This window comes from Citrobacter sp. Awk 4, assembly GCF_028069725.1.
Taxonomy (GTDB): domain Bacteria; phylum Pseudomonadota; class Gammaproteobacteria; order Enterobacterales; family Enterobacteriaceae; genus Citrobacter_D.
On the sequence record NZ_JANEWG010000007.1, the window covers coordinates 1 to 21981 of the forward strand.

Annotated in this window: 18 protein-coding genes; 11 read left to right on the plus strand and 7 right to left on the minus strand. The window is 51.6% G+C overall.

The genetic code is table 11. The annotated features are described in order from the left end of the window. Positions 1-387 precede the first annotated feature (387 nt). The 10 genes from glmS to cobO all read left to right on the plus strand — a co-directional run bounded on the left by glmS (position 388) and on the right by cobO (position 11538). The gene (glmS, locus tag NNO04_RS04145) at positions 388-837 is read left to right on the plus strand and encodes a methylaspartate mutase subunit S (RefSeq protein WP_271443605.1); all 450 of its coding nucleotides are present in this window, start codon (positions 388-390) and stop codon (positions 835-837) included. Further along, complete coding sequence (gene glmL, locus NNO04_RS04150; protein WP_271443606.1) at positions 837-2225, plus strand: methylaspartate mutase accessory protein GlmL; 1389 nt, start codon at positions 837-839, stop codon at positions 2223-2225. The genes glmS and glmL overlap by 1 nt, the downstream gene beginning before the upstream one ends. An 18-nt stretch (positions 2226-2243) precedes the next feature. After that, complete coding sequence (locus tag NNO04_RS04155; protein WP_271443607.1) at positions 2244-3689, plus strand: methylaspartate mutase subunit E; 1446 nt, start codon at positions 2244-2246, stop codon at positions 3687-3689. After that, complete coding sequence (locus NNO04_RS04160) at positions 3689-4930, plus strand: methylaspartate ammonia-lyase (protein WP_271443608.1); 1242 nt, start codon at positions 3689-3691, stop codon at positions 4928-4930. Before NNO04_RS04155 ends, NNO04_RS04160 begins: the two co-directional genes overlap by 1 nt. Positions 4931-4933: 3 nt before the next feature. Further along, positions 4934-6304: an acyclic terpene utilization AtuA family protein gene (locus NNO04_RS04165; RefSeq protein ID WP_271443609.1), complete on the plus strand. Its 1371-nt coding sequence runs from the start codon at positions 4934-4936 to the stop codon at positions 6302-6304. Next, positions 6301-6618, plus strand: a complete 318-nt coding sequence (locus tag NNO04_RS04170; protein ID WP_271443610.1) for a DUF4387 domain-containing protein — start codon at positions 6301-6303, stop codon at positions 6616-6618. The genes NNO04_RS04165 and NNO04_RS04170 overlap by 4 nt, the downstream gene beginning before the upstream one ends. Before the next feature lie 166 nt (positions 6619-6784). Further along, entirely contained in the window at positions 6785-8068 is a 1284-nt protein-coding gene (locus NNO04_RS04175) for a dicarboxylate/amino acid:cation symporter (protein ID WP_271443611.1), read from the plus strand. Positions 8069-8150: 82 nt separating this feature from the next. After that, entirely contained in the window at positions 8151-9152 is a 1002-nt protein-coding gene (glsA, locus tag NNO04_RS04180; protein ID WP_271443612.1) for a glutaminase A, read from the plus strand. Positions 9153-9273: 121 nt separating this feature from the next. Further along, on the plus strand, positions 9274-10926 hold the full coding sequence (locus tag NNO04_RS04185) for a class I fumarate hydratase (protein WP_271443613.1): 1653 nt from the start codon (positions 9274-9276) through the stop codon (positions 10924-10926). Between the two features lie 9 nt (positions 10927-10935). After that, positions 10936-11538, plus strand: a complete 603-nt coding sequence (gene cobO, locus NNO04_RS04190) for a cob(I)yrinic acid a,c-diamide adenosyltransferase (protein ID WP_271443614.1) — start codon at positions 10936-10938, stop codon at positions 11536-11538. A gap of 50 nt (positions 11539-11588) precedes the next feature. On the opposite strand, the gene NNO04_RS04195 is transcribed toward cobO, so the two are convergent. After that, entirely contained in the window at positions 11589-12494 is a 906-nt protein-coding gene (locus NNO04_RS04195) for a LysR substrate-binding domain-containing protein (RefSeq protein ID WP_271443615.1), read from the minus strand. A gap of 407 nt (positions 12495-12901) precedes the next feature. Here NNO04_RS04195 and cobA point away from each other — a divergent pair, with 407 nt between their 5' ends. Beyond that, positions 12902-13690, plus strand: a complete 789-nt coding sequence (gene cobA / locus NNO04_RS04200; protein WP_271443616.1) for a uroporphyrinogen-III C-methyltransferase — start codon at positions 12902-12904, stop codon at positions 13688-13690. Here cobA and NNO04_RS04205 read toward each other — a convergent pair. From NNO04_RS04205 to sdhB, 6 genes are all read right to left on the minus strand, one after another. Further along, entirely contained in the window at positions 13669-14562 is an 894-nt protein-coding gene (locus tag NNO04_RS04205; protein ID WP_271443617.1) for a PocR ligand-binding domain-containing protein, read from the minus strand. The two genes, cobA and NNO04_RS04205, sit on opposite strands and share 22 nt — an antisense overlap. 246 nt (positions 14563-14808) lie before the next feature. Then, positions 14809-15678, minus strand: coding sequence for a succinate--CoA ligase subunit alpha (sucD, locus tag NNO04_RS04210; RefSeq protein WP_271443618.1), 870 nt, complete (start codon positions 15676-15678; stop codon positions 14809-14811). Beyond that, positions 15678-16844 (minus strand): ADP-forming succinate--CoA ligase subunit beta, encoded by a 1167-nt coding sequence (gene sucC, locus NNO04_RS04215; protein ID WP_162382511.1) that lies wholly within the window; start codon positions 16842-16844, stop codon positions 15678-15680. Before sucC ends, sucD begins: the two co-directional genes overlap by 1 nt. Positions 16845-16958: 114 nt before the next feature. Then, complete coding sequence (gene odhB / locus NNO04_RS04220; protein ID WP_271443619.1) at positions 16959-18179, minus strand: 2-oxoglutarate dehydrogenase complex dihydrolipoyllysine-residue succinyltransferase; 1221 nt, start codon at positions 18177-18179, stop codon at positions 16959-16961. Between the two features lie 14 nt (positions 18180-18193). Continuing rightward, positions 18194-20995, minus strand: coding sequence for a 2-oxoglutarate dehydrogenase E1 component (sucA, locus tag NNO04_RS04225; RefSeq protein ID WP_271443620.1), 2802 nt, complete (start codon positions 20993-20995; stop codon positions 18194-18196). A gap of 262 nt (positions 20996-21257) precedes the next feature. Further along, positions 21258-21974: a succinate dehydrogenase iron-sulfur subunit SdhB gene (sdhB, locus tag NNO04_RS04230; RefSeq protein WP_162382508.1), complete on the minus strand. Its 717-nt coding sequence runs from the start codon at positions 21972-21974 to the stop codon at positions 21258-21260. Positions 21975-21981: the final 7 nt, after the last annotated feature.

Consider the following 21981-nt stretch of genomic DNA (forward strand, 5'->3'; position numbering starts at 1 on the left):
CAGTAAAAATACCTAACGCCTTATTCTATTATATTCCGTTACGCAGTTCACAATTTCATCTTTGTCCTTATTTAAGCAACAAAATAATCTCATTCACAGCAAATAAGATTCCGATCACAAAGATGACATCTCACTTATTAAGTGATTATGTAATTAAATAAAACACCACCCATAAAAACAAAGCATAACACGCTGATTTAAAACGCTTTATTTAACAACAAAACTCTAAACAATCGTTTTCAGAAGGATATTTTGAAAATAGATCAATTGCTTCATTTTCGGCTTAAACAGACACTCCTGGGCTATTAACAGGTTACGACAACCTGCGTTCTAAATATTAAAAACGAATCTTACTTTTTTTACCAACAGCCCTACAGAGGATTACTCATGAAAAAATCTACACTTGTTATTGGCGTCATTGGTGCTGACTGCCATGCGGTAGGCAATAAAGTTTTGGATCGCGTTTTTACAAACCATGATTTTCGCGTAATCAATCTGGGGGTGATGGTAAGCCAGGATGAATATATCGATGCCGCGATCGAAACCGGCGCCGACGCAATTGTGGTGTCATCTATTTACGGTCACGGCGATATCGACTGCCTCGGTTTACGTGAGCGCTGCATCGAACGTGGTATCGGTGAAATTCTGCTCTATGTCGGCGGTAACCTGGTCGTCGGTAAGCACGATTTTGCCGACGTAGAAGCGAAGTTTAAAGAGATGGGCTTTAACCGTGTCTTCGCACCAAGCCACGATCTGGAAGATGTCTGCCAACTGATCACCAATGATATTCAGCAACACTCTGGTGTTGAGCAACGTTGTCTCGAAGAGGCTATCTGATGCAAACAGTCTCTGTCGATATCGGATCGACGTGGACCAAGGCCGCCCTCTTCGATTACGAAGGGGACGCGTTAACCCTGGTAAACCATGTCCTGACGCCAACCACCACGCATCATCTGGCAGAAGGTTTTTTTGCCAGCCTGAATCAGGTGCTAAATGTTACCGATGCTCGCCCGTTACTGAAAAGTGGTGAAGTGCAGTTGAAGTATTCCTCATCGGCCAAAGGTGGACTCGCCGTTGCCGCAATGGGGCTTGTACCTTCTATTACGCTGGAATCTGCGAAAGTCACCGCACACTCTGCGGGGGCAAAAATCGCGCAGTATTACTCGTACAAACTCAACCGGCATGACATTCAGGCACTGGAAACGTCGCCGCCGGACATCCTTCTGTTTACTGGTGGCACGGACGGTGGTGAAGAAAGCTACGGCCTGACGAATGCGCGTACGCTGGCTGAGTCGAATGTCAACTGCGCCATTATTTACGCTGGAAACAGGGATATTCAGGACGAAGTACAGTCTATTTTGGCGCACAAGGATCTGACCACAGTAGATAACATTCTGCCAGACCTCGATCACCCAAATCCGTATGCCGCCCGTCAGGCCATTTGCGATCTGTTTTTATCACGCATCGTGAAGGGCAAAGGACTGGACGTCATTGTGGACGCGACCGGTGAAGAGCCGATGCCAACACCCTGGACCGTCTTTGAGCTGGTAAAGGCGATAAGCGATTACGACAGCACGTGGAAAGAGTTCATGTTAATCGACATGGGCGGCGCCACAACGGATGTCTACTCTGCCAGCGCCAACACGCTCTCCCCTGACACTGTACTGCATGGCGTACCGGAACCTTTCGTTAAGCGTACCGTTGAAGGCGATCTGGGCATGCGTGTCTCCGCCGTCGTGGTGGGTGAAAGTACCCAGGAACTGGTGAATGTCGTATTTGCACAACAACCGGCACGTCAGGAAGCCTTTTACGGCTATCTGCGTCACCTGGTGGCACACCCGGATTATCTGCCGCACAACGAAGAAGAAAAATACTTCGATACCCTGCTGGCGGGACTCTGTGTAGGTTACGCCGCCGAGCGACACGCCGGAACCAAAAAACAGGTCTGTACCTGCGTGGGAAACGTCGACCTACAGATGGGTCGGGATCTCACCACCGTACGCAAAATCGTCGGTTCGGGCGGATGGCTCTCACGTGCCAGCCAGTTCGATATTCACAACTGGCTTAAATACCGGGAGCTGGATGACGACGGCAGAAGGATCCTGTTGCCGAACCAGTTCGAATATTACCGCGATTCTAATGGCCTGCTTCCTCTACTGGCTAATGTTGCCAGGCTGTACCCGCAAGCCGCTGCTCGCACCAGCATTCAATGTTTAACCCTATAAAACATAAGGCTACAAAGAATGGAACTCCGAAATAAAAAGTTAACCCATGATGAATTCATGACCGAGCGTGCCGAGGTTATCAAGACCTGGCATACCGGCAAAGACGTCGAAAATTTTGAAGATGGCGTTAAATACCAACAGACTATTCCAGAGAGTAAACGCTTTTCTCACGCGCTGTTAAAAGCCGATCAGGAAGGTAAAACCCTGAGTCAGCCGCGCGCGGGTGTTGCGTTAATGGATGAGCACATTGAACTGCTCAAAACATTGCAGCAAGAGTGCGACCTTCTGCCGACCACTATCGATGCGTATACCCGTTTGAACCGCTATGAAGAAGCGGCTATCGGGATTCAAAAATCCATTGAAGCGGGTACGTCAAAACTGAACGGGTTACCGGTTGTTAACCACGGGGTTGACGCCTGCCGTCGTCTGACCGAAACGCTGGAAAAACCACTGCAGATTCGTCACGGTACGCCGGATGCGCGTCTGCTGGGTGAAATCTCCATGGCCAGTGGATTCACCAGCTATGAAGGCGGCGGTATCTCCTACAACATCCCTTATGCCAAACGCGTTACGCTGGAAAAATCCATCCGCGACTGGCAGTACTGCGACCGTATGATGGGGATGTATGAAGAGCACGGTATTCGTATCAACCGTGAACCGTTCGGCCCACTGACCGGTACCCTGATCCCACCGTTTATGTCCCACTCTGTGGCAATTATCGAAGGCCTGCTGGCGCTGGAACAGGGCGTTAAATCGATTACCGTCGGTTACGGCCAGGTGGGTAGCCTGACGCAGGATATCGCCGCGATTCAGTCCCTGCGCGAACTGTCTCACGAATACTTCCAGAACTATGGCTTCGACGATTACGAACTGAGTACGGTATTCCACCAGTGGATGGGCGGCTTCCCGGAAGATGAATCCAAAGCGTTCGCCATCATCTCCTGGGGCGCAGCAGTCGCAGGTATGTCCGGCGCCACTAAAGTGATCACCAAGAGCCCGCACGAAGCTTGGGGTATCCCGACAGCGGCGGCAAATGCGCAAGGGCTTAAAGCCTCTCGCCAGATGCTCAATATGGTCAGCGACCAGAAATTCCCGCAGTGCGCTGCCGTGGAACAGGAAGTCGACCTGATCAAGAGCGAAGTCCGCGCCGTACTGAAAAAAGTCTTCGAACTGGGCAACGGCGACATCGCGCGCGGCACAGTGCTGGCCTTTGAAGCAGGTGTTCTGGACGTGCCTTTCGCACCAGCCTCCTGTAACGCAGGCAAAATCCTGCCAGTACGCGATAACTCAGGTGCCATTCGTATCCTTGAAGCCGGTGCGGTTCCGCTGCCGAAAGACATTCTCGCCCTGCACCACGACTACGTTGCAGAGCGTGCGAATTTCGAAGGACGTAAACCTTCCTTCCAGATGGTTATCGATGACATTAACGCCGTATCCCACAGTAAATTAATAGGAAGACCATAATGAAAATTAAACAGGCCCTTTTCACCGCTGGCTACTCCTCATTTTATTTTGACGATCAGCAGGCGATCAAAAATGGTGCAGGTCATGATGGGTTCATTTACACCGGTGATCCGGTAACGCCTGGCTTTACTTCCGTTCGTCAGGCCGGTGAGTGCGTCTCTGTACAACTGATTCTGGAAAACGGTACGGTCGCCGTCGGTGACTGCGCTGCGGTGCAATACTCTGGTGCAGGCGGTCGTGACCCGCTGTTCCTGGCGGAAAATTTCATTCCATTCCTGAATGACCACATTAAACCGCTGCTGGAAGGCCGCGATGTGGATGCGTTCCTGCCGAACGCCCGCTTCTTCGACCAGTTACGCATTGACGGCCAGTTGCTGCATACCGCAGTACGTTACGGCCTGTCTCAGGCACTGCTGGACGCCACTGCGCTGGCATCCGGTCGCCTGAAAACGGAAGTCGTTTGCGACGAATGGCAGCTGCCATGCGTTCCGGAAGCGATTCCTTTATTTGGTCAGAGCGGCGACGACCGTTATATCGCTGTCGACAAAATGATCCTCAAAGGTGTTGATGTTCTGCCTCATGCGCTGATCAACAACGTCGAAGAGAAACTGGGTCTTGAAGGCGAAAAACTGCGTGAGTACGTGCGTTGGTTGTCTGACCGCATCCTGAGCCTGCGTACCAGCCCGAAATACCACCCTACCCTGCATATCGATGTGTACGGCACGATTGGTCTGATTTTCGATATGGACCCGGTACGCTGCGCAGCATATATCGCCAGCCTGGAACAAGAAGCACAGGGCCTGCCGCTGTACATTGAAGGTCCGGTCGATGCGGGTAACAAACCGGATCAGATCCGTCTGTTGACCGAAATCACCAAAGAGCTGACCCGCCTGGGCTCCGGTGTGAAGATTGTGGCCGACGAATGGTGTAACACCTACCAGGATATCGTGGACTTCACCGATGCAGGCAGCTGCCACATGGTGCAGATCAAAACTCCGGATCTGGGTGGTATTCATAACATCGTTGATGCAGTGCTCTACTGCAACAAGCATGGAATGGAAGCCTATCAGGGCGGTACCTGCAACGAAACCGAGATCAGCGCCCGCACTTGTGTGCATGTCGCCCTGGCCGCACGCCCAATGCGCATGCTGATCAAACCGGGTATGGGCTTCGATGAAGGTCTCAATATCGTGTTCAACGAAATGAACCGCACCATCGCGTTGTTGCAGACTAAGGATTAAGAAATGGCTCGCACATTTAAGATCTTATCGCCGACGGCTATTCTGGGTTATGGCTTCCCGGAAGAGAGTTTTCGCAAAGCCATGGAAGAGTCACCGGATCTTATTGCTGTTGACGCGGGATCCTCCGATCCAGGTCCTCACTACCTGGGAGCCGGTAAACCGTTTACCGATCGGGCAGGCGTTAAACGCGATCTGCGGTATATGATCACCGCTGGCGTGAAAAACAACATTCCGGTGGTGATTGGTACCGCCGGTGGATCCGGCGCGGCACCGCATCTGGAATGGTGTCGCCAGATAATCCTGGAGATTGCGCAGGAAGAGAAGCTGACCTTCTCAATGGCGTTAATCCCGTCGGATGTTGAAAAAGACGTCGTTCATCAGGCGTTGGATAACGGGAAAATTACCGCCCTCGACTTCGTGCCGGAACTCACTCACGAAGCCATTGACGCGAGCACCTACATCGTCGCGCAAATGGGTGTCGAACCTTTCCAGCGTGCGCTGGAAGCCGGTGCGCAAGTGGTACTTGGCGGACGGGCATATGACCCGGTCTGCTTCGCCGCCCTGCCCATCATGCAAGGCTTCGATGAAGGGTTGGCTCTGCACTGCGGGAAGATCCTTGAATGTGCCGCCATTGCTGCAACACCTGGCTCCGGCTCAGACTGCGCGATGGGGATTATCGATGACAACGGTTTCACGCTGAAGACGTTTAATCCGAAGCGTAAATTTACCGAAACCTCGGCCGCTGCCCACACCCTGTATGAGAAGTCAGACCCCTACTTCCTGCCAGGTCCCGGCGGCGTGCTGAACCTGAAAGGCTGTAGCTTTAAGGCGGTGAACGAGGGCGAAGTCTACGTCAGCGGTTCACGCCATGAAGAGACGCCTTACGCGCTGAAACTGGAAGGTGCTCGTCAGGTCGGGTTCCGTTGCATGACCATCGCCGGAACACGCGATCCGATCATGATTGCGGGCATTGACACCATTCTTGAAGAGGTGAAAGCAAGTGTGGCCAGCAACCTCTCTCTGAATGATGACAGCATCCGCATCACGTTCCATCTGTACGGTAAAAATGGCGTCATGGGTCTCCATGAACCGATGCAGTCAGCCGGGCACGAACTGGGGATCTTGTTGGACGTGGTTGCGCCAACGCAGGACATTGCCAACAGCGTTTGCTCGCTGGTGCGCTCTACCCTGCTGCATTACGGTTATGAAAACCGAATTGCAACGGCGGGCAACCTCGCCTTCCCGTTCTCACCGTCTGATATTCCAAGTGGGCCGGTGTATGAGTTCTCAATTTACCATCTGATTGAGGCAAGCGACGCACTGCGTTTTGATTTCCACATCGAACAGGTGACGCCAGAAGGAATCCAGGCATGAAACAGTCAATTTGTTCACTGGCGCAGGTAATCCGCTCCAAAAACGCCGGACCGTACGAACTGGTTTTAGATATTTTATTTAAAACTCGTGAAGATTATCAGCGTGTAAAAGAATCGGGGCAATTAACACCACAACTTATTGCTGAGTTGTATCACGTTGAGCCTGACTTTATTCATCGCATTGTCTGGTTTGATCCAGCTAACGCGGTAAAAATCGTCATGCCGCGCGATATTATCTCCGGCAATGTGGGGGACAATGATGTTTATGGTGCCCAGCAGCATGCGCCATTACTCAGCATCCAGTTTGATTTTTAATAAATAACACAACAACAACCATTGAAGTACTGGATTCTGCTGTATCGCAGTACTTCGCATAATTCATGCGGTTGGTCATAACAGGCGAGCACCTGAGCGTTTTTCTGCGCTCAGGTGTTTGCTAACCCTACACATTAATTACCAGCCATTTTCCGATGGAGTAAACATGAAGAAAATTAGTTTAACAAAGATGATCATATTAGGCCTGATACTCGGGATGATTGCCGGGGTGGTCATAAATAATGTGGCATCCGTTGACACAGCAAAATCGTACTCACAAGATATTTCTATTTTCACTACTATATTCTTACGAATGGTGAAAATGATTATCGCCCCTCTGGTTATTTCTACCCTGGTGGTAGGTATTGCCAAAATGGGCGATGCAAAAACCCTGGGACGTATATTTTCAAAAACGTTTTCTCTCTTTATTCTCGCGTCCCTGGTCTCAATTGCGTTAGGTCTGGTCATTGTTAACATTTTCCAACCTGGTGCCGGCATTAACTTTGTTCCTCATGACGTTGGGGCTGTGGCCGCCGTTAAGTCTGAGCCGTTCACGCTGAAAGTCTTTATCTCACACGCTGTTCCTACCAGTATTGTGGATGCGATGGCGCGTAACGAAATCCTGCAGATTGTCGTGTTCTCCATCTTCCTCGGTTGCAGCCTGGCGGCGATCGGAGAAAAAGCAGATCCGATCGTGAAAGTGCTCGATTCTCTGGTACACGTGATGCTGAAACTGACCGGTTATGTGATGCTGTTTGCGCCACTGACCGTGTTTGCTGCCATCTCCGGACTGATCGCTGAACGTGGTCTGGGCGTAATGGTCAGCGCCGGTATCTTTATGGGCGAGTTCTACCTGACGCTGGGTATGCTGTGGGCGATTCTGATTGGTCTCTCAACGATGCTTATCGGTCCGTGCATCGGCCGTCTGACCAAATCTATTCTCGAACCTGCTCTGCTGGCCTTCACTACCTCCAGTTCTGAAGCGGCCTTCCCTGGCACACTGGATAAACTGGAAAAATTCGGCGTCTCTTCCAAGATTGCCAGCTTCGTTCTGCCTATCGGTTACTCCTTTAACCTGGTCGGCTCCATGGCCTACTGCTCGTTCGCAACCGTATTCATCGCACAGGCCTGTAACATCGAACTGAGCATGGGCGAGCAGATCACCATGCTGTTAATCCTGATGCTGACTTCAAAAGGCATGGCTGGCGTACCGCGTGCGTCAATGGTGGTTATTGCCGCAACCCTCAACCAATTCAACATTCCTGAAGCAGGCTTGATCTTGTTGATGGGCGTCGATCCGTTCCTCGACATGGGCCGTTCCGCAACCAACGTCATGAGTAACGCCATGGGTGCTGCGATTGTCAGCCGCTGGGAAGGCGAACACTTCGGTGAAGGTTGCCGTGGTAAAGCTCCTGAACAACGTCCGGTTACTGAAGCTGCTCTTTCCTGATTTTACATAACCCGATGCATTGGGCCGACTCCGGTCGGCCTTTTTTCCAACAACACCAACACTAACTTCACCAGGATCCTTTATGAATCTAAAACTTATTAGCGTCAGTGTGTTTTCGGCAAGCTTACTCTGCAGTGCTGCCGTTTGGGCCCAACCCGCTCCGGATTACGCCCAAATCATAGAGCAAGCGCATCAAAAATATAAAAACAATAACGACGGAAAAGTCGCTGACTACATCCCGGCGCTGGCAACCTACAGCCCGAAATTTTACGGTATCGCGATCGCGACCGTAGATGGAAAAATCTACAAAGTCGGTGATTCCAGCAAAGCCTTTCCAATGGAGTCGCTGAGCAAAGTCTTCACAATGGCGCTGGCGATGGAACAGCATGGAACGCAGGTTGTGCTGGATAAACTCGGCGCCAACGCCACGGGTTTACCGTTTAACTCCGGTCTGGCCGTTGAGCTGACGCAGGGTGCGCCGGAAAACCCGCTGGTGAACGCGGGTGCCATGAGTACCGTTAGTCTGATTGAAGCGAAAGACAAAACGGAACGCTGGAACAAAATCCTCAATTACATGAATGACTGGGCAGATGCGAAACTGGTCGTCAACCAACCGGTATTCAAATCGGAAATGGACACCAACCAGCATAACCAGGCGCTGGCGAAATTGATGGAATCGTACAACAGCTTCTACGGTAACACCGATGAAGCCGTCGAGATTTATACCCGTCAGTGTTCAGTCGATCTCAACGTCGAGCAGCTCGCCAAAATGGGCGCCGTACTCGCCAACAAAGGTAAATCACCCTTCACCGGCAAACAGTTGCTGAACGAGAAGTATGTTCCACAGGTGCTGGCAGAAATGGCCATTGCCGGCCTCTATGATGGCAGCGGTAAGTGGCTGTACACCGTCGGTATTCCGGCGAAAAGTGGTGTCGGCGGCGGTATGGTTGCCGTTGTCCCAGGCGAGTACGCGATTGCCGTTTACTCTCCGCCGCTGGATCAAGCCGGTAACAGCATTCGCGCACAGAAAACGATCGAAGATGTTGCTCACGCAACGAAAGCTAATCTCTTTTTAGCCCAGTAAGAAAATGCCGGATGGCGACGCTCAAGCGTCTTATCCGGCCTACAACGGATAGCGAACACGTAGGCCGGATAAGGTGCATGCACCGCCATCCGGCAAAATAACAACAAGGTGAGAAGTTAACATGTCTAAACCATTTGTCTGGCAGGAACCGTTTCTTCAACAAAAAGATAATACAGAATACGAATTGCTGAGTAATCAATACATTTCAGTAACGGAGTTAGACGGTGAAGAGGTCATCAAAGTCGCACCTGAGGCGCTAACATTGCTGGCTCAGCAGGCGTTTTATGAAGCCTCTTTTTTCCTGCGCGCCGGACATCTGAAACAAATCGCCAGTATTCTGCATGACCCACAGGCCAGCAGTAATGATAAATACGTAGCTCTGCAGCTGTTACGTAATGCTGAGGTTTCCGCCAAAGGCGTGCTACCTAACTGTCAGGATACCGGTACGGCAACTGTTGTGGCGAGCAAAGGGCAAAATGTCTGGACGGGCTGCAATGACGCCGAAGCGTTAAGCAAAGGGGTCTACACCACATTCACAGAGAATAATTTGCGCTACTCGCAAAATGCCCCGCTGGACATGTACACCGAGGTAAATACCCAGACCAACCTGCCAGCACAAATTGATATTAGCGCGACGCCGGGCAGCGAATACCGTTTCCTTTTCGTCAACAAAGGCGGCGGTTCAGCCAACAAAGCGGCGCTGTATCAGGAAACCAAATCAATTCTGCAACCCGAAAAACTGACGGCTTTCCTGATCGAAAAAATGAAGTCGCTGGGAACAGCGGCTTGCCCGCCGTACCATATCGCGTTTGTGGTGGGTGGATTATCAGCCGACCAGGCACTGAAGGTCGCGAAGCTGGCCTCGACGAAATACTACGATAACCTGCCCACCAGCGGAAACGAGCTGGGTCAGGCATTCCGCGATACCGCGCTGGAAACCACACTGCTCAACGCCAGCCGTGAGTTTGGCATCGGCGCCCAGTTTGGTGGCAAATATTTCGCGCATGATATCCGCGTCATTCGTCTTCCACGTCACGGCGGCTCCTGCCCTATCGCAATGGCGCTCTCCTGCTCAGCCGATCGCAACATTAAAGCGAAAATTAACAAGCACGGTATCTGGCTGGAAAAACTGGAGCACAATCCGGGCAAATACATTCCTGACTCTCAGCGTGTAGAAAATAGCGCTCAGACCGTTCGCCTTGATCTTAATCGTCCTCTGCGTGAGATCCTGCATGACCTTTCTGCGTTGCCGATTGGTACACGTGTGACCCTGAATGGCCCGATTGTCGTTGCCCGCGACATTGCGCATGCCAAAATTAAAGAACGCCTGGACAACGGCGAACCCATGCCGGAGTACATGAAACATCATATTGTCTACTATGCAGGTCCGGCCAAAACACCGGAGAACAAAGCCTGCGGCTCACTCGGCCCGACGACCGGCGGTCGTATGGATGGCTACGTGGATGCGTTCCAGGCCGCTGGCGGCAGTTTGATTATGTTGTCCAAAGGTAACCGCAGCAAGCAGGTCACTGATGCCTGTCATAAGCATGGCGGATTCAACCTTGGCAGCATCGGCGGCGCGGCAGCCCTGTTGGCGCAGCAGTATGTGAAGAGTTTACGTTGCCTCGAGTACCCGGAACTGGGCATGGAAGCTGTCTGGATGATGGAAGTCGAAAATCTGCCCGCGTTTGTACTGGTTGACGACAAAGGTAATAACTTCTTCAGTCAGTTTGAGCAGCAGCATCGCTGCACAACCTGCCCTGCCGGGCATTAAGGAGCAATAATGGAAGCGCGATCCAACACCGAAAGGCACCGTCAGCGGCAGCAGAAACTGAAAGAACAAGTTGATACCCGCGTGGCAGCAGCAACCGAAAAGAAAGGCATCCTGATTGTCTTCACCGGCAACGGCAAAGGCAAATCGACGGCAGCATTTGGTACGGCAACACGCGCTGTCGGCCATGGAAAAACGGTTGGCATCGCGCAATTTATTAAAGGCCAGTGGGATAATGGTGAATACAACACCCTGCAACCTCTCGGCGTTGAATTCCATATTATGGGGACAGGATTCACCTGGGAAACGCAAAACCGGGAGTCTGATATTCATGCTGCACAGAGTGTCTGGCAGGAGAGCAAACGCATGCTGGCCGATGCGCATTACGATCTGGTCGTGCTGGATGAGTTGACGTATATGCTGGCGTATCATTACCTGGATACAGAGGAGGTGATCGCAGCCATTGCGAATCGTCCTGCTCACCAGACCGTCATTGTCACAGGACGTGGCTGTCATAGCCAGTTACTGGATCTTGCCGATACGGTCAGTGAGGTTCGCCCGGTAAAACATGCTTTCGACAGCGGCATTCAGGCGCAAGCCGGAATTGATTGGTAAATGCAGGGGCGGTGCCAGCGCACCGCCCTTCCAACGTAGCTACAACAGCGTCAAACGCCCCTCGAAACCACCGATTTTTCTAACAACCAGTTGCGGAAAGCCTGCAAATGCCGGGATTCCGCTTTTTCTTCACGCCAGGTCATGATGAAACGGTTCCCCGTCCGCATTGGCACATCACAAGGAATGACCATCTCGCCATTATCAAGGTCGCGCTGAATAGCAAATCGCGGAAGTAGCGCAACACCAAGATTAGAGCGCACTGCGGCAATCAGCATCGACAATAAATCAAAACGCGGACCTTTATTCACCTGCGCGTCGCTGATATCAGACAGTGCAAACCACTCCTGCCAGCCTTTAATGCGCGTACTTTGGTGTAATAAGGGAAACTCATTGAGCAGGTCGTTCACCGACACTTTTTGGTCTGGATCCATGAGCAAATGTCGGCTACACACCGGCAAAATTTCCTCTTCAAAAAGATACTCAACCGCCGACCACGGCGAGCAAAAGTCTTCCCGCATGATGGCAGCGTCATACTCGCGGTTGAGAAAATCACCAATATTTGCCAATGAGTGAATATTTACGATGATATCCGGATTAAGCTTATTGAATTCACGCAAGCTCGGGATCAGCCAATGCGTGCTAAACGTCGGGTTTACCGCTAACTCGATAACTTGTACGGTCGGCTGCCAGGTCATTATTGTTGTCGTATCGCGTTCCAGTTTGTTCAGCGTCTCTTTTACGATACTTAAATAATGTTTGCCCGCTGCATTTAAAAAAATACGCTTTTTAGCATGATTAAAAAGTGATGTGTTGAGAAAATCCTCAAGCGCGTTCACCTGTCGAAACACGGCGCTCTGGGTTAATGCCAACTCTTCAGCTGCCCGGGTATAACTTTCATGACGTGCCACGACCTCAAAAGTCACCAGTAGCTCAGTTTTCGGTATTTTGCCTCTCATAACGTCTTCCATATGCAGCGTGCAAAAAAAGTTTATATTATTAAAACAATGTAAATGCTCCAGAATAATCCCAAGAGTTATATTTTATTTCCATCATTGTTGTCTTTGATCCATTCCATGATTTACTCACACAAATAGCGAATAAATATTCACCAATAATACTCAAGCTCACCCATAAACACAATTTAAATGCGGTTAATTTCAGGCAATTAGTGCCAATAACTTCTTAATAATTTTTCAAGATATCTTGTTTATTGAAGAAAAAAGTTTGCGAGTTTAATCAATATTATCTCCGCATTATTTCAGGAAAATTGAGCGCTATGACTTACAGGCAAACAGCGATTTTTTATCATTCTGCCATTGTAGTCTCCGCCATTTTCTACGTTTGACGTGATAAAGGACACAGTGTGAAAATTTCCGGAAAAGTTTGGCTCGTTGGGGCAGGCCCTGGTGATATATCGTTGCTTACTATTAAAGCGATGCAGTGCATTCAACAGGCCGATGTGGTGATCTACGATCGGCTGGTTAACCCCAAAATACTCGAGTGGGTCTCTCCTGACTGCCTGCTGATTAATGTTGGCAAAAATCCAGGTTTCCATTGCGTTCCCCAGCATGAAATCAATGCGCTGCTTGTCCAGTATGCCGAAACACATGAAAACATTGTTCGCCTCAAAGGCGGCGATCCTTACGTCTTTGGTCGCGGCGCTGAAGAGGTTGAATGTCTGGTCGATGCCGGTATTCCCTTTGATGTTGTTCCCGGTATCAGCTCGGCGATTGGTGGCCTTGCCTGCGCAGGTATTCCGGTCACACATCGTGACATGGCTTCCGGTTTTCATGTCGTAACCGGTCACACCCGTGAGGGTAATCAACAGCAAGACTGGCGACAGCTGGCCAAACTCAACGGAACGTTGGTCATCGTCATGGGCATCGCCAATTTGCCATTTATTTGTGAAGAATTGCTTATGGGTGGCAAATCCCCGGAGACGCCGGCCGCCATTGTCATGTCGGCAACGCGGGAGAATCAGCGTCGATTAACCTGCACGCTTGGTACGTTGCTTAACAAAGCGCAGGAGGCCAACATCGTTCCCCCTGCGTTGATCGTGATTGGCGATGTTGTCACTCTGAGTGATCGATTATCGTTCATTCCCAGTAATGTTAAACTGCCAAAAAATCGCTATTGCGAAAGCTGCTCATAACGAAAAGATTGCGGTGAACGTTGATGTACGGCCCGGAAAACGCGACAAAAGTAACTGGTTTGCGCGTATTGAAGTTTCCGGGCAATACTCTCAATTGAATGGCCTGGGTCGCGAAGTAGTTCACTGGCGCGCTGCATTTTCTTGCGATTAACCCAGGTTTTGAAATTAACCCCCTGCTGCTTCTTAAAAAAGCGACTAAAATAATTTGCGCTTAAGCAGACCTGGGAAGCCACAGACTCTAACGTTAACTCACCATAGAGATTTTCATCAATATAACGCAGCGCCGCCGCCAGTTTCCTTTCATGACGAGAAAGTTCAGAGTAAGAAAAAGGCGTTTCACCGCAGAGTGATTCGAGAGTCGATGAACATTTGCTTTCTGTTAAAGTAATATTATTAACAATGAAATTAAGTAAATTCGCTGATGCAACCAGGTGATTATTATCGATAATAGCAACGTGCCGCCAGGCCTCGTTTATTTCAGCATTCTGCGCCCACAATCTGTCATCCTGAATGACAATTGTTTTATATTCCTGATATTTCGCCCGAACCTGCCCACAAATGATAAAGCCGAGCAGGCTTCCTTCACGAATGAGCGGCATCGAAAATAAGCTCAACCCCGCATGACAGCTGAGTATTTTGGGTCTGGATTCTTTAAGTCCTTCATAAGCGCAATATTTTTCGCACTGCTGACAGCCTGTTCGGTATTGCTCATGGGCACGCATCAACGAACAAAAGGAATTAAAATGATGACAACTTGAAAGCGCATTGCCGTGTATATCAACGACCACAGCAGCCAGCCCAGTCGCACTGGAGAAGACATCAGCGAGTGAGTAAAAACGATCTAAGTATTCATCCTGATTATGCATGGTCATGCATTTCCCCAATGGTTATTCTCTGTAGGTGGGTAATATGCAGAATTTGGCGTAATGAAAAAATGATGCTAACCGCAAAAAAATATCTCTTTTGCTCAGGTAATTATGATTAAAACGCAAGAAGTTCAATAAAGAAAAGAACAAAAAAGGCCATCATCAGATGGCCAACCATGTCGAAACGGACCAACCCTTCGCCATTCACCTACGGGAAATGAATGACTTGGGTTGTTTTACTCTTTTAATACTTTACTTAATAACGCTTTTCAGTGCTTCGCCGATATCGGCCAAGCTACGAACGGTTTTCACGCCAGCAGCTTCCAGTGCGGCAAACTTCTCGTCCGCCGTTCCTTTGCCGCCCGCGATGATCGCGCCTGCGTGACCCATACGTTTGCCTTTCGGCGCGGTCACACCGGCAATGTAGCCGACAACCGGTTTGGTCACATTTTCTTTAATGTACGCAGCCGCTTCTTCTTCCGCGCTACCGCCGATTTCACCGATCATCACGATCGCTTCCGTCTGCGGATCTTCCTGGAACAGTTTCAGGATGTCGATAAAGTTGGAGCCTGGGATCGGGTCGCCGCCAATGCCCACACAGGTGGACTGACCGAAACCGTAGTCAGTGGTCTGCTTAACCGCTTCATAGGTCAGCGTACCGGAACGGGAAACGATACCCACTTTACCCGGCTTGTGAATGTGACCTGGCATGATGCCGATTTTGCATTCGCCCGGAGTGATAACGCCTGGGCAGTTCGGGCCAATCATGCGCACGCCCGCTTCGTCCAGTTTCACCTTCACGGTCAGCATGTCCAGCGTCGGGATGCCTTCGGTGATGGTGATAATCAGTTTGATGCCTGCATCGATCGCTTCCAGAATGGAGTCTTTGCAGAACGGTGCCGGTACGTAAATAACCGATGCGGTCGCGCCGGTCGCTTCTACAGCTTCACGCACAGTGTTAAACACTGGCAGACCCAGATGTTCAGTACCGCCTTTGCCTGGCGTCACGCCGCCAACCATCTGCGTACCGTAAGCAATTGCCTGCTCAGAGTGGAAAGTCCCCTGGCTACCGGTAAAGCCCTGACAGATAACCTTGGTATTTTTATCAATTAAAACGGACATTATTTCCCCTCCACTGCGGCAACAACCTGCTGAGCTGCATCCGTCAGACTTTTCGCTGCAATAATATTCAGGCCGCTGTCAGCCAGTTTCTTCGCGCCGAGTTCGGCGTTGTTACCTTCCAGACGAACCACCACCGGAACGTTGACACCCACTTCCGCTACTGCACCGATGATACCGTCAGCGATCAGGTCGCAGCGTACGATACCGCCGAAGATGTTAACCAGAACGGCTTTCACATTGTCGTCGGAAAGGATGATTTTGAACGCTTCGGTCACGCGCTCTTTGGTTGCGCCGCCGCCAACATCCAGGAAGTTAGCCGGTTCGCCGCCGTGCAGTTTAACGATGTCCATAGTGCCCATTGCCAGGCCTGCACCGTTAACCATGCAACCGATGTTGCCATCCAGCGCGACGTAGTTCAGTTCCCACTGTGCCGCCTGCGCTTCACGTGGATCTTCCTGAGATTGATCGCGCATTTCGCGCAGGTCAGCCTGGCGGAACAATGCGTTGCCGTCAGCGCCCAGTTTGCCATCGAGGCAGATCAGGTCACCCTGCTTAGTGATAACCAATGGGTTGATTTCGATCAGCGCCAGATCGCGCTCCAGGAAGATGGTCGCCAGACCCATGAAAATTTTGGTGAACTGCTGAACCTGTTTACCTTCCAGACCCAGTTTGAACGCCAGCTCACGACCCTGATACGGCATTGGGCCTGCCAGCGGATCCAGTGCCACTTTGTGGATCAGGTGCGGGGTTTCTTCCGCGACTTTCTCGATTTCCACACCGCCTTCAGTCGAGGCCATGAAGACCACGCGACGGGAGCTACGGTCAACAACCGCGCCCAGATAGAGTTCTTTATCAATATCCGTGGCCGCTTCAACCAGAATCTGGTTTACCGGCTGACCGTGCGCATCCGTTTGGTAGGTCACCAGACGTTTACCCAGCCAGTGTTCAGCAAAAGCGCGGATCTCTTCTTTGCTCTTGACCACTTTCACACCGCCCGCTTTGCCGCGGCCGCCAGCGTGAACCTGACATTTGACTACCCACGGACCCGCACCGATTTTAGACGCGGCTTCTTCTGCTTCACGCGGAGTAGTACAGGCATAACCCACCGGCGCCGGTAAGCCATAGCGGGCAAAAAGTTGTTTTGCCTGATATTCATGTAAGTTCATGTGTTCTGTCCATCCTTCAGTAATCGTTATCTTTAAACCCGTAGACCAGAGCGGTATCTTTGCCGGATGGCGCTACGCTTATCTGGCCTACGGGGCAGGTGATACTCTTGTTTACTACACGTCCAGCAGCAGACGTGTCGGATCTTCCAGCAGCTCTTTAATGGCCACCAGGAAGCCTACTGACTCGCGACCATCGATCAGACGGTGGTCGTAAGACAGCGCAAGGTACATCATCGGTAGGATCTCAACCTTACCATCGACAGCCATCGGACGGTCTTTGATCGCGTGCATGCCGAGGATTGCGCTCTGCGGCGGGTTGATGATCGGCGTAGACATCAGGGAACCGAACACACCACCGTTGGTGATGGTGAAGTTACCACCGGTCAGATCTTCAACGGTCAGTTTGCCGTCGCGACCTTTCACTGCCAGTTCTTTAATTTTCTTCTCGATGTCAGCCATACCGAGGGCATCAACATCACGCAGCACCGGAGTCACCAGACCGCGCGGCGTAGAAACCGCCATGCTGACATCAAAGTAGTTGTGGTACACCACATCATCGCCATCAATAGACGCGTTGACTTCCGGGTAACGTTTCAGCGCTTCAACCACCGCTTTCACGTAGAAAGACATAAAGCCCAGACGGATACCGTGACGTTTTTCGAACGCGTCACCGTACTGCTTACGCAGATCCATAATCGGCTTCATGTTGACTTCGTTGAAGGTTGTCAGCATGGCGGTCGAGTTTTTCGCTTCCAGCAGACGCTCGGCCACGCGCTTACGTAGACGGGTCATCGGAACACGTTTTTCACTGCGCGCGCCGAGAGCCGGTTGTGCAACAGGAGCCGCTACCGGTGCTTTAGCCTCGGCTTTCGCCGGTGCTTTCGCCAGATGCTTTTCAACATCTTCACGGGTAATACGACCACCAACGCCGGTACCATTAATGGCGCTGGCTTCGAGGTTATGTTCACCCAGCAGGCGACGGATCGCCGGGCTCAGGGCATCATTGCTTTGCTCGGACAGAGAAGCCTGCTGACGCTGAGCCGGGGTGGATGCTTGCTCATCAGACTTGGCGCTGGTTTCTTTACCAGTGCTGTTGCCTTCACGCAGGCGACCCAGAATCTGGCGAGAAGTCACGGTGGTGCCTTCATCTTCCAGCACTGCATCCAGAATGCCGTCCGCCGATGCCGGTACTTCCAGTACCACTTTGTCAGTTTCGATTTCTACCAGCACTTCGTCGCGAACAACCGCGTCGCCTGGTTTTTTATGCCAGGTTGCAACGGTCGCGTCTGCTACAGACTCAGGCAGGTCGGGAACAAGAATATCTACGCTACTCATTTTGTATCCTTTAATTAATCGACGTTCAGCGCGTCATTGACCAGATCTTGTTGTTGCTTCTGGTGAACGGACATATACCCTACCGCCGGAGAGGCGGAGGCCGGGCGACCTGCATAACGCAGAGCAGACCCAAATGGAATCACTTCACGGAAATGATGCTGGCTGCAATACCATGCGCCCTGGTTGAGCGGCTCTTCCTGGCACCAGACAAAATCATGTACGTGAGCGTACGGTTTCAGCGCTTCCTGAACCGCTTTGTGCGGGAACGGATAGAGCTGTTCGATGCGCACAATGGCCACATCGTTTTGATTGTTCTTACGGCGCTGTTCCAGCAGGTCGTAGTAAACCTTACCAGAACACATCACCACACGCTTCACGGCTTGTGGATCGAGTTCATCAATCTCACCAATTGCCGGCAGGAAGGTGCCATTTGCCAATTCATCAAGTGAAGAGACCGCCAGCGGATGACGCAGCAGCGACTTCGGTGACATCACCACCAGCGGACGGCGCATACCGCGCAGCGCCTGACGACGCAGCATGTGGTACACCTGTGCAGGGGTAGACGGTACGCAAACTTGCATGTTCTGCTCAGCGCAGAGTTGCAGATAACGTTCCAGACGCGCAGAGGAGTGCTCCGGGCCCTGACCTTCATAACCGTGCGGCAGTAACATGACCAGACCACACATACGTCCCCACTTCTGCTCACCCGAGGAGATGAACTGGTCGATAACCACCTGTGCGCCGTTGGCGAAGTCGCCGAATTGCGCTTCCCAGATAGTCAGCGTGCGAGGTTCAGCCGTGGCATAACCGTATTCGAACGCCAGTACCGCTTCTTCAGAGAGCACGGAGTCCCAGACACGGAAGGTGCCCTGACCGTTATGAACGTGCTGCAATGGGGTATAGGTGGAACCATTGGACTGGTTATGGATCACCGCATGACGGTGGAAGAACGTACCACGGCCCGCATCTTCACCTGATAGACGCACCGGAATACCTTCGTCGACCAGCGTCGCGTACGCCAGCGTTTCCGCGCCGCCCCAGTCAAACAGTTTCTCGCCTGACGCCATCGCCTGACGATCACCGTAAATTTTGGCTACGCGAGACTGCATCTCAACCGCTTCCGGCACGGTGCTGATACGTTTGGCCAGTTCCTGCAGGCGCTTCATTTCAACCTTGTTCGGGTAATTTTCATCCCATTCATGGTTGAGGTAAGGCGACCAGGTAAAGGAGTGCAGATTCATCGGACGCCACTCTTTCACCACACATTCGCCAGCATCCAGCGCGTCGCGGTACAGATTGACCATTTCGGTGGAGTCTTCCAGCGAAGCGACTTTATCCTGCTCGAGTTTGTCGGCATAGATTTTGCGCGGCGTCGGATGTTTTTTGATTTTCTGATACATCAACGGCTGCGTTGCACTCGGCTCATCGGCTTCGTTATGGCCGTGACGACGGTAGCAGAACAGATCGATGAAGACATCGCGTTTAAAGGTGTTACGGAAGTCCAGCGCCAGACGGGTCACAAACGCGACCGCTTCCGGATCATCCGCGTTAACGTGGAAGATCGGCGCCTGTACCATTTTACCGATGTCGGTGCAGTACGGGGTAGAACGCGCATCCAGCGGGTTAGAGGTGGTGAAGCCCACCTGGTTGTTGATCACGATGCGAACGGTACCGCCCACTTCGTAACCCCGCGCTTTCGACATGTTCAGGGTTTCCTGAACCACGCCCTGCCCTGTCACTGCCGCGTCACCGTGAATGGTGATTGGCAGGACTTTATTGCTGCTCGGCTCGTCGAGTCTGTCCAGGCGCGCACGCACGGAACCGATAACCACCGGGCTGACGATTTCCAGGTGCGACGGGTTAAACGCCAGCGCCAGGTGAACCAGACCGCCTTCGGTTTCGATATCAGACGAGAAGCCCATGTGGTATTTCACGTCGCCGGTGCCGAGATGTTCTTTATGTTTGCCCGCAAATTCGTCGAACAGATCCTGCGGTTTTTTACCCAGTACGTTAACCAGAACGTTCAGACGACCACGGTGCGCCATACCCAGCACCACTTCACGCGTGCCGCTGTTGCCCGCATGACGGATCATCTCTTTGAGCATGGGAATTAACGCATCGCCGCCTTCCAGCGAGAAACGTTTTGCACCCGGGAATTTCGCCCCCAGATAACGCTCAAGACCTTCTGCCGCAGTCAGTTCGCTCAGGAAGCGTTTCTTCTCTTCGCTGCTAAATGCTGCACGACCCGATTCGATACGCTGTTGCAGCCAGCGTTTCTCTTCAGTACTGGTGATGTGCATATATTCGGCGCCAATCGGGCCGCAATAAGTCTGCTTGAGCGCTGAAATCAGCTCGCCCAGCTTCATTGTCTCTTTGCCGCCAGCAAAAGAACCTACGTTAAAGCTTTCCTGGAAATCGGCCTCTGTCAGATCGTGGAAAGAAGGATCCAGATCTGCCACGTTTTCTTGTTTCCACAGTCCCAGCGGGTCGAGGTTTGCATGCTGGTGACCGCGGAAGCGATAAGCGTTGATAAGCTGCAGGACTTTAACCTGCTTCGCATTAGTGTCAGGGTCGGAAATCGTAGAAGAGTAACGTGAGGCATCCTTCGCCAGACGACGGAAATAATCACGCGTTGTTGAATGGAATTGATCCGGTTTGACTCCGGTGCCAGGTAACTGCTGGAACATAGCACGCCAGTTGGCGTCTACTGAGTCAGGATCGGTTAAGAAGTCTTCATAGAGCTGTTCTATCCAGCTCTGGTTTGCGCCAGAGAGGTAAGAAGAGTCCAACCAGGCTTTCATTGCGCCGTTCTGCATCGTGATCCCTTAAGCATTCTGTATGCTTATTTCGCCGTGGATACTAACCACGCACACCCGGTGTGCGTGCCGGGGTTCACTTGTTGCGGACTGTCGTGTCGTCTGCGTCCGCTAAGGAACCTTTAAAAACTGTCTGACTGAATGGGCAGCTTTTAGAGGTTTCCTGCACTTACTTGCCTGATGGCGCTTCGCTTATCTGGCCTACGGGAAGGTACCCTGTAGGCCGGATAAGACATTTACGTCGCCATCCGGCAACGGTTACTTACGCACTGCGTTGCAACAGCATCGACTTAATATGACCGATAGCGCGCGTCGGGTTAAGCCCTTTCGGACAGACACTGACGCAGTTCATGATGCTGTGGCAGCGGAATACACTGAAAGCATCACTCAACCCTTCCAGACGGCTATCGGTTTCAGTATCGCGGCTGTCGATCAGGAAGCGATACGCGGCCAGCAGGCCAGCCGGGCCGATAAATTTGTCCGGATTCCACCAGAATGACGGGCAAGATGTAGAGCAGCATGCACACAAAATACACTCATACAGCCCATCCAGCTTTTCACGTTGCTCAGGCATTTGTAAATGCTCGCGAGCGGGTGGATTTTGCCCATTATTCAATAGGTAAGGCTTAATCTTCTCATATTGTGCATAGAATTGCCCCATGTCTACCACCAAATCGCGAACAACCGGTAAGCCAGGCAGGGGACGGATCACAATTTTCTTACCAGGCTGGTTCAACGCCGAGATCGGAGTGATACAGGCCAGACCATTTTTACCGTTCATGTTCAGACCATCGGAGCCACACACCCCTTCACGACAAGAGCGACGGAACGACAGACTTGGGTCTTTTTCTTTCAACTGGATTAAGGCATCCAGCAGCATCATGTCACGCCCTTCTTCGCCTTCCAGGGTGTAATCCTGCATGCGCGGAGCGTCATCAACATCCGGGTTATAGCGATAAATCGAAAACTCGAGTTTCATTGTCCTG

What these genes read in the sequence shown, in the direction of transcription:
- glsA (WP_271443612.1), top strand. Translation starts at nt 8,151, where the DNA reads ATGAATCTAAAACTTATTAGCGTCAGTGTGTTTTCGGCAAGCTTACTC.
- NNO04_RS04195 (WP_271443615.1), bottom strand. Translation starts at nt 12,494, where the DNA reads ATGAGAGGCAAAATACCGAAAACTGAGCTACTGGTGACTTTTGAGGTC.
- sucD (WP_271443618.1), bottom strand. Translation starts at nt 15,678, where the DNA reads ATGTCCGTTTTAATTGATAAAAATACCAAGGTTATCTGTCAGGGCTTT.
- sucA (WP_271443620.1), bottom strand. Translation starts at nt 20,995, where the DNA reads ATGCAGAACGGCGCAATGAAAGCCTGGTTGGACTCTTCTTACCTCTCT.
- NNO04_RS04165 (WP_271443609.1), top strand. Translation starts at nt 4,934, where the DNA reads ATGGCTCGCACATTTAAGATCTTATCGCCGACGGCTATTCTGGGTTAT.
- NNO04_RS04185 (WP_271443613.1), top strand. Translation starts at nt 9,274, where the DNA reads ATGTCTAAACCATTTGTCTGGCAGGAACCGTTTCTTCAACAAAAAGAT.
- NNO04_RS04205 (WP_271443617.1), bottom strand. Translation starts at nt 14,562, where the DNA reads ATGACCATGCATAATCAGGATGAATACTTAGATCGTTTTTACTCACTC.
- NNO04_RS04170 (WP_271443610.1), top strand. Translation starts at nt 6,301, where the DNA reads ATGAAACAGTCAATTTGTTCACTGGCGCAGGTAATCCGCTCCAAAAAC.
- NNO04_RS04160 (WP_271443608.1), top strand. Translation starts at nt 3,689, where the DNA reads ATGAAAATTAAACAGGCCCTTTTCACCGCTGGCTACTCCTCATTTTAT.
- glmL (WP_271443606.1), top strand. Translation starts at nt 837, where the DNA reads ATGCAAACAGTCTCTGTCGATATCGGATCGACGTGGACCAAGGCCGCC.
- NNO04_RS04175 (WP_271443611.1), top strand. Translation starts at nt 6,785, where the DNA reads ATGAAGAAAATTAGTTTAACAAAGATGATCATATTAGGCCTGATACTC.
- sucC (WP_162382511.1), bottom strand. Translation starts at nt 16,844, where the DNA reads ATGAACTTACATGAATATCAGGCAAAACAACTTTTTGCCCGCTATGGC.
- NNO04_RS04155 (WP_271443607.1), top strand. Translation starts at nt 2,244, where the DNA reads ATGGAACTCCGAAATAAAAAGTTAACCCATGATGAATTCATGACCGAG.
- odhB (WP_271443619.1), bottom strand. Translation starts at nt 18,179, where the DNA reads ATGAGTAGCGTAGATATTCTTGTTCCCGACCTGCCTGAGTCTGTAGCA.
- sdhB (WP_162382508.1), bottom strand. Translation starts at nt 21,974, where the DNA reads ATGAAACTCGAGTTTTCGATTTATCGCTATAACCCGGATGTTGATGAC.
- cobO (WP_271443614.1), top strand. Translation starts at nt 10,936, where the DNA reads ATGGAAGCGCGATCCAACACCGAAAGGCACCGTCAGCGGCAGCAGAAA.
- glmS (WP_271443605.1), top strand. Translation starts at nt 388, where the DNA reads ATGAAAAAATCTACACTTGTTATTGGCGTCATTGGTGCTGACTGCCAT.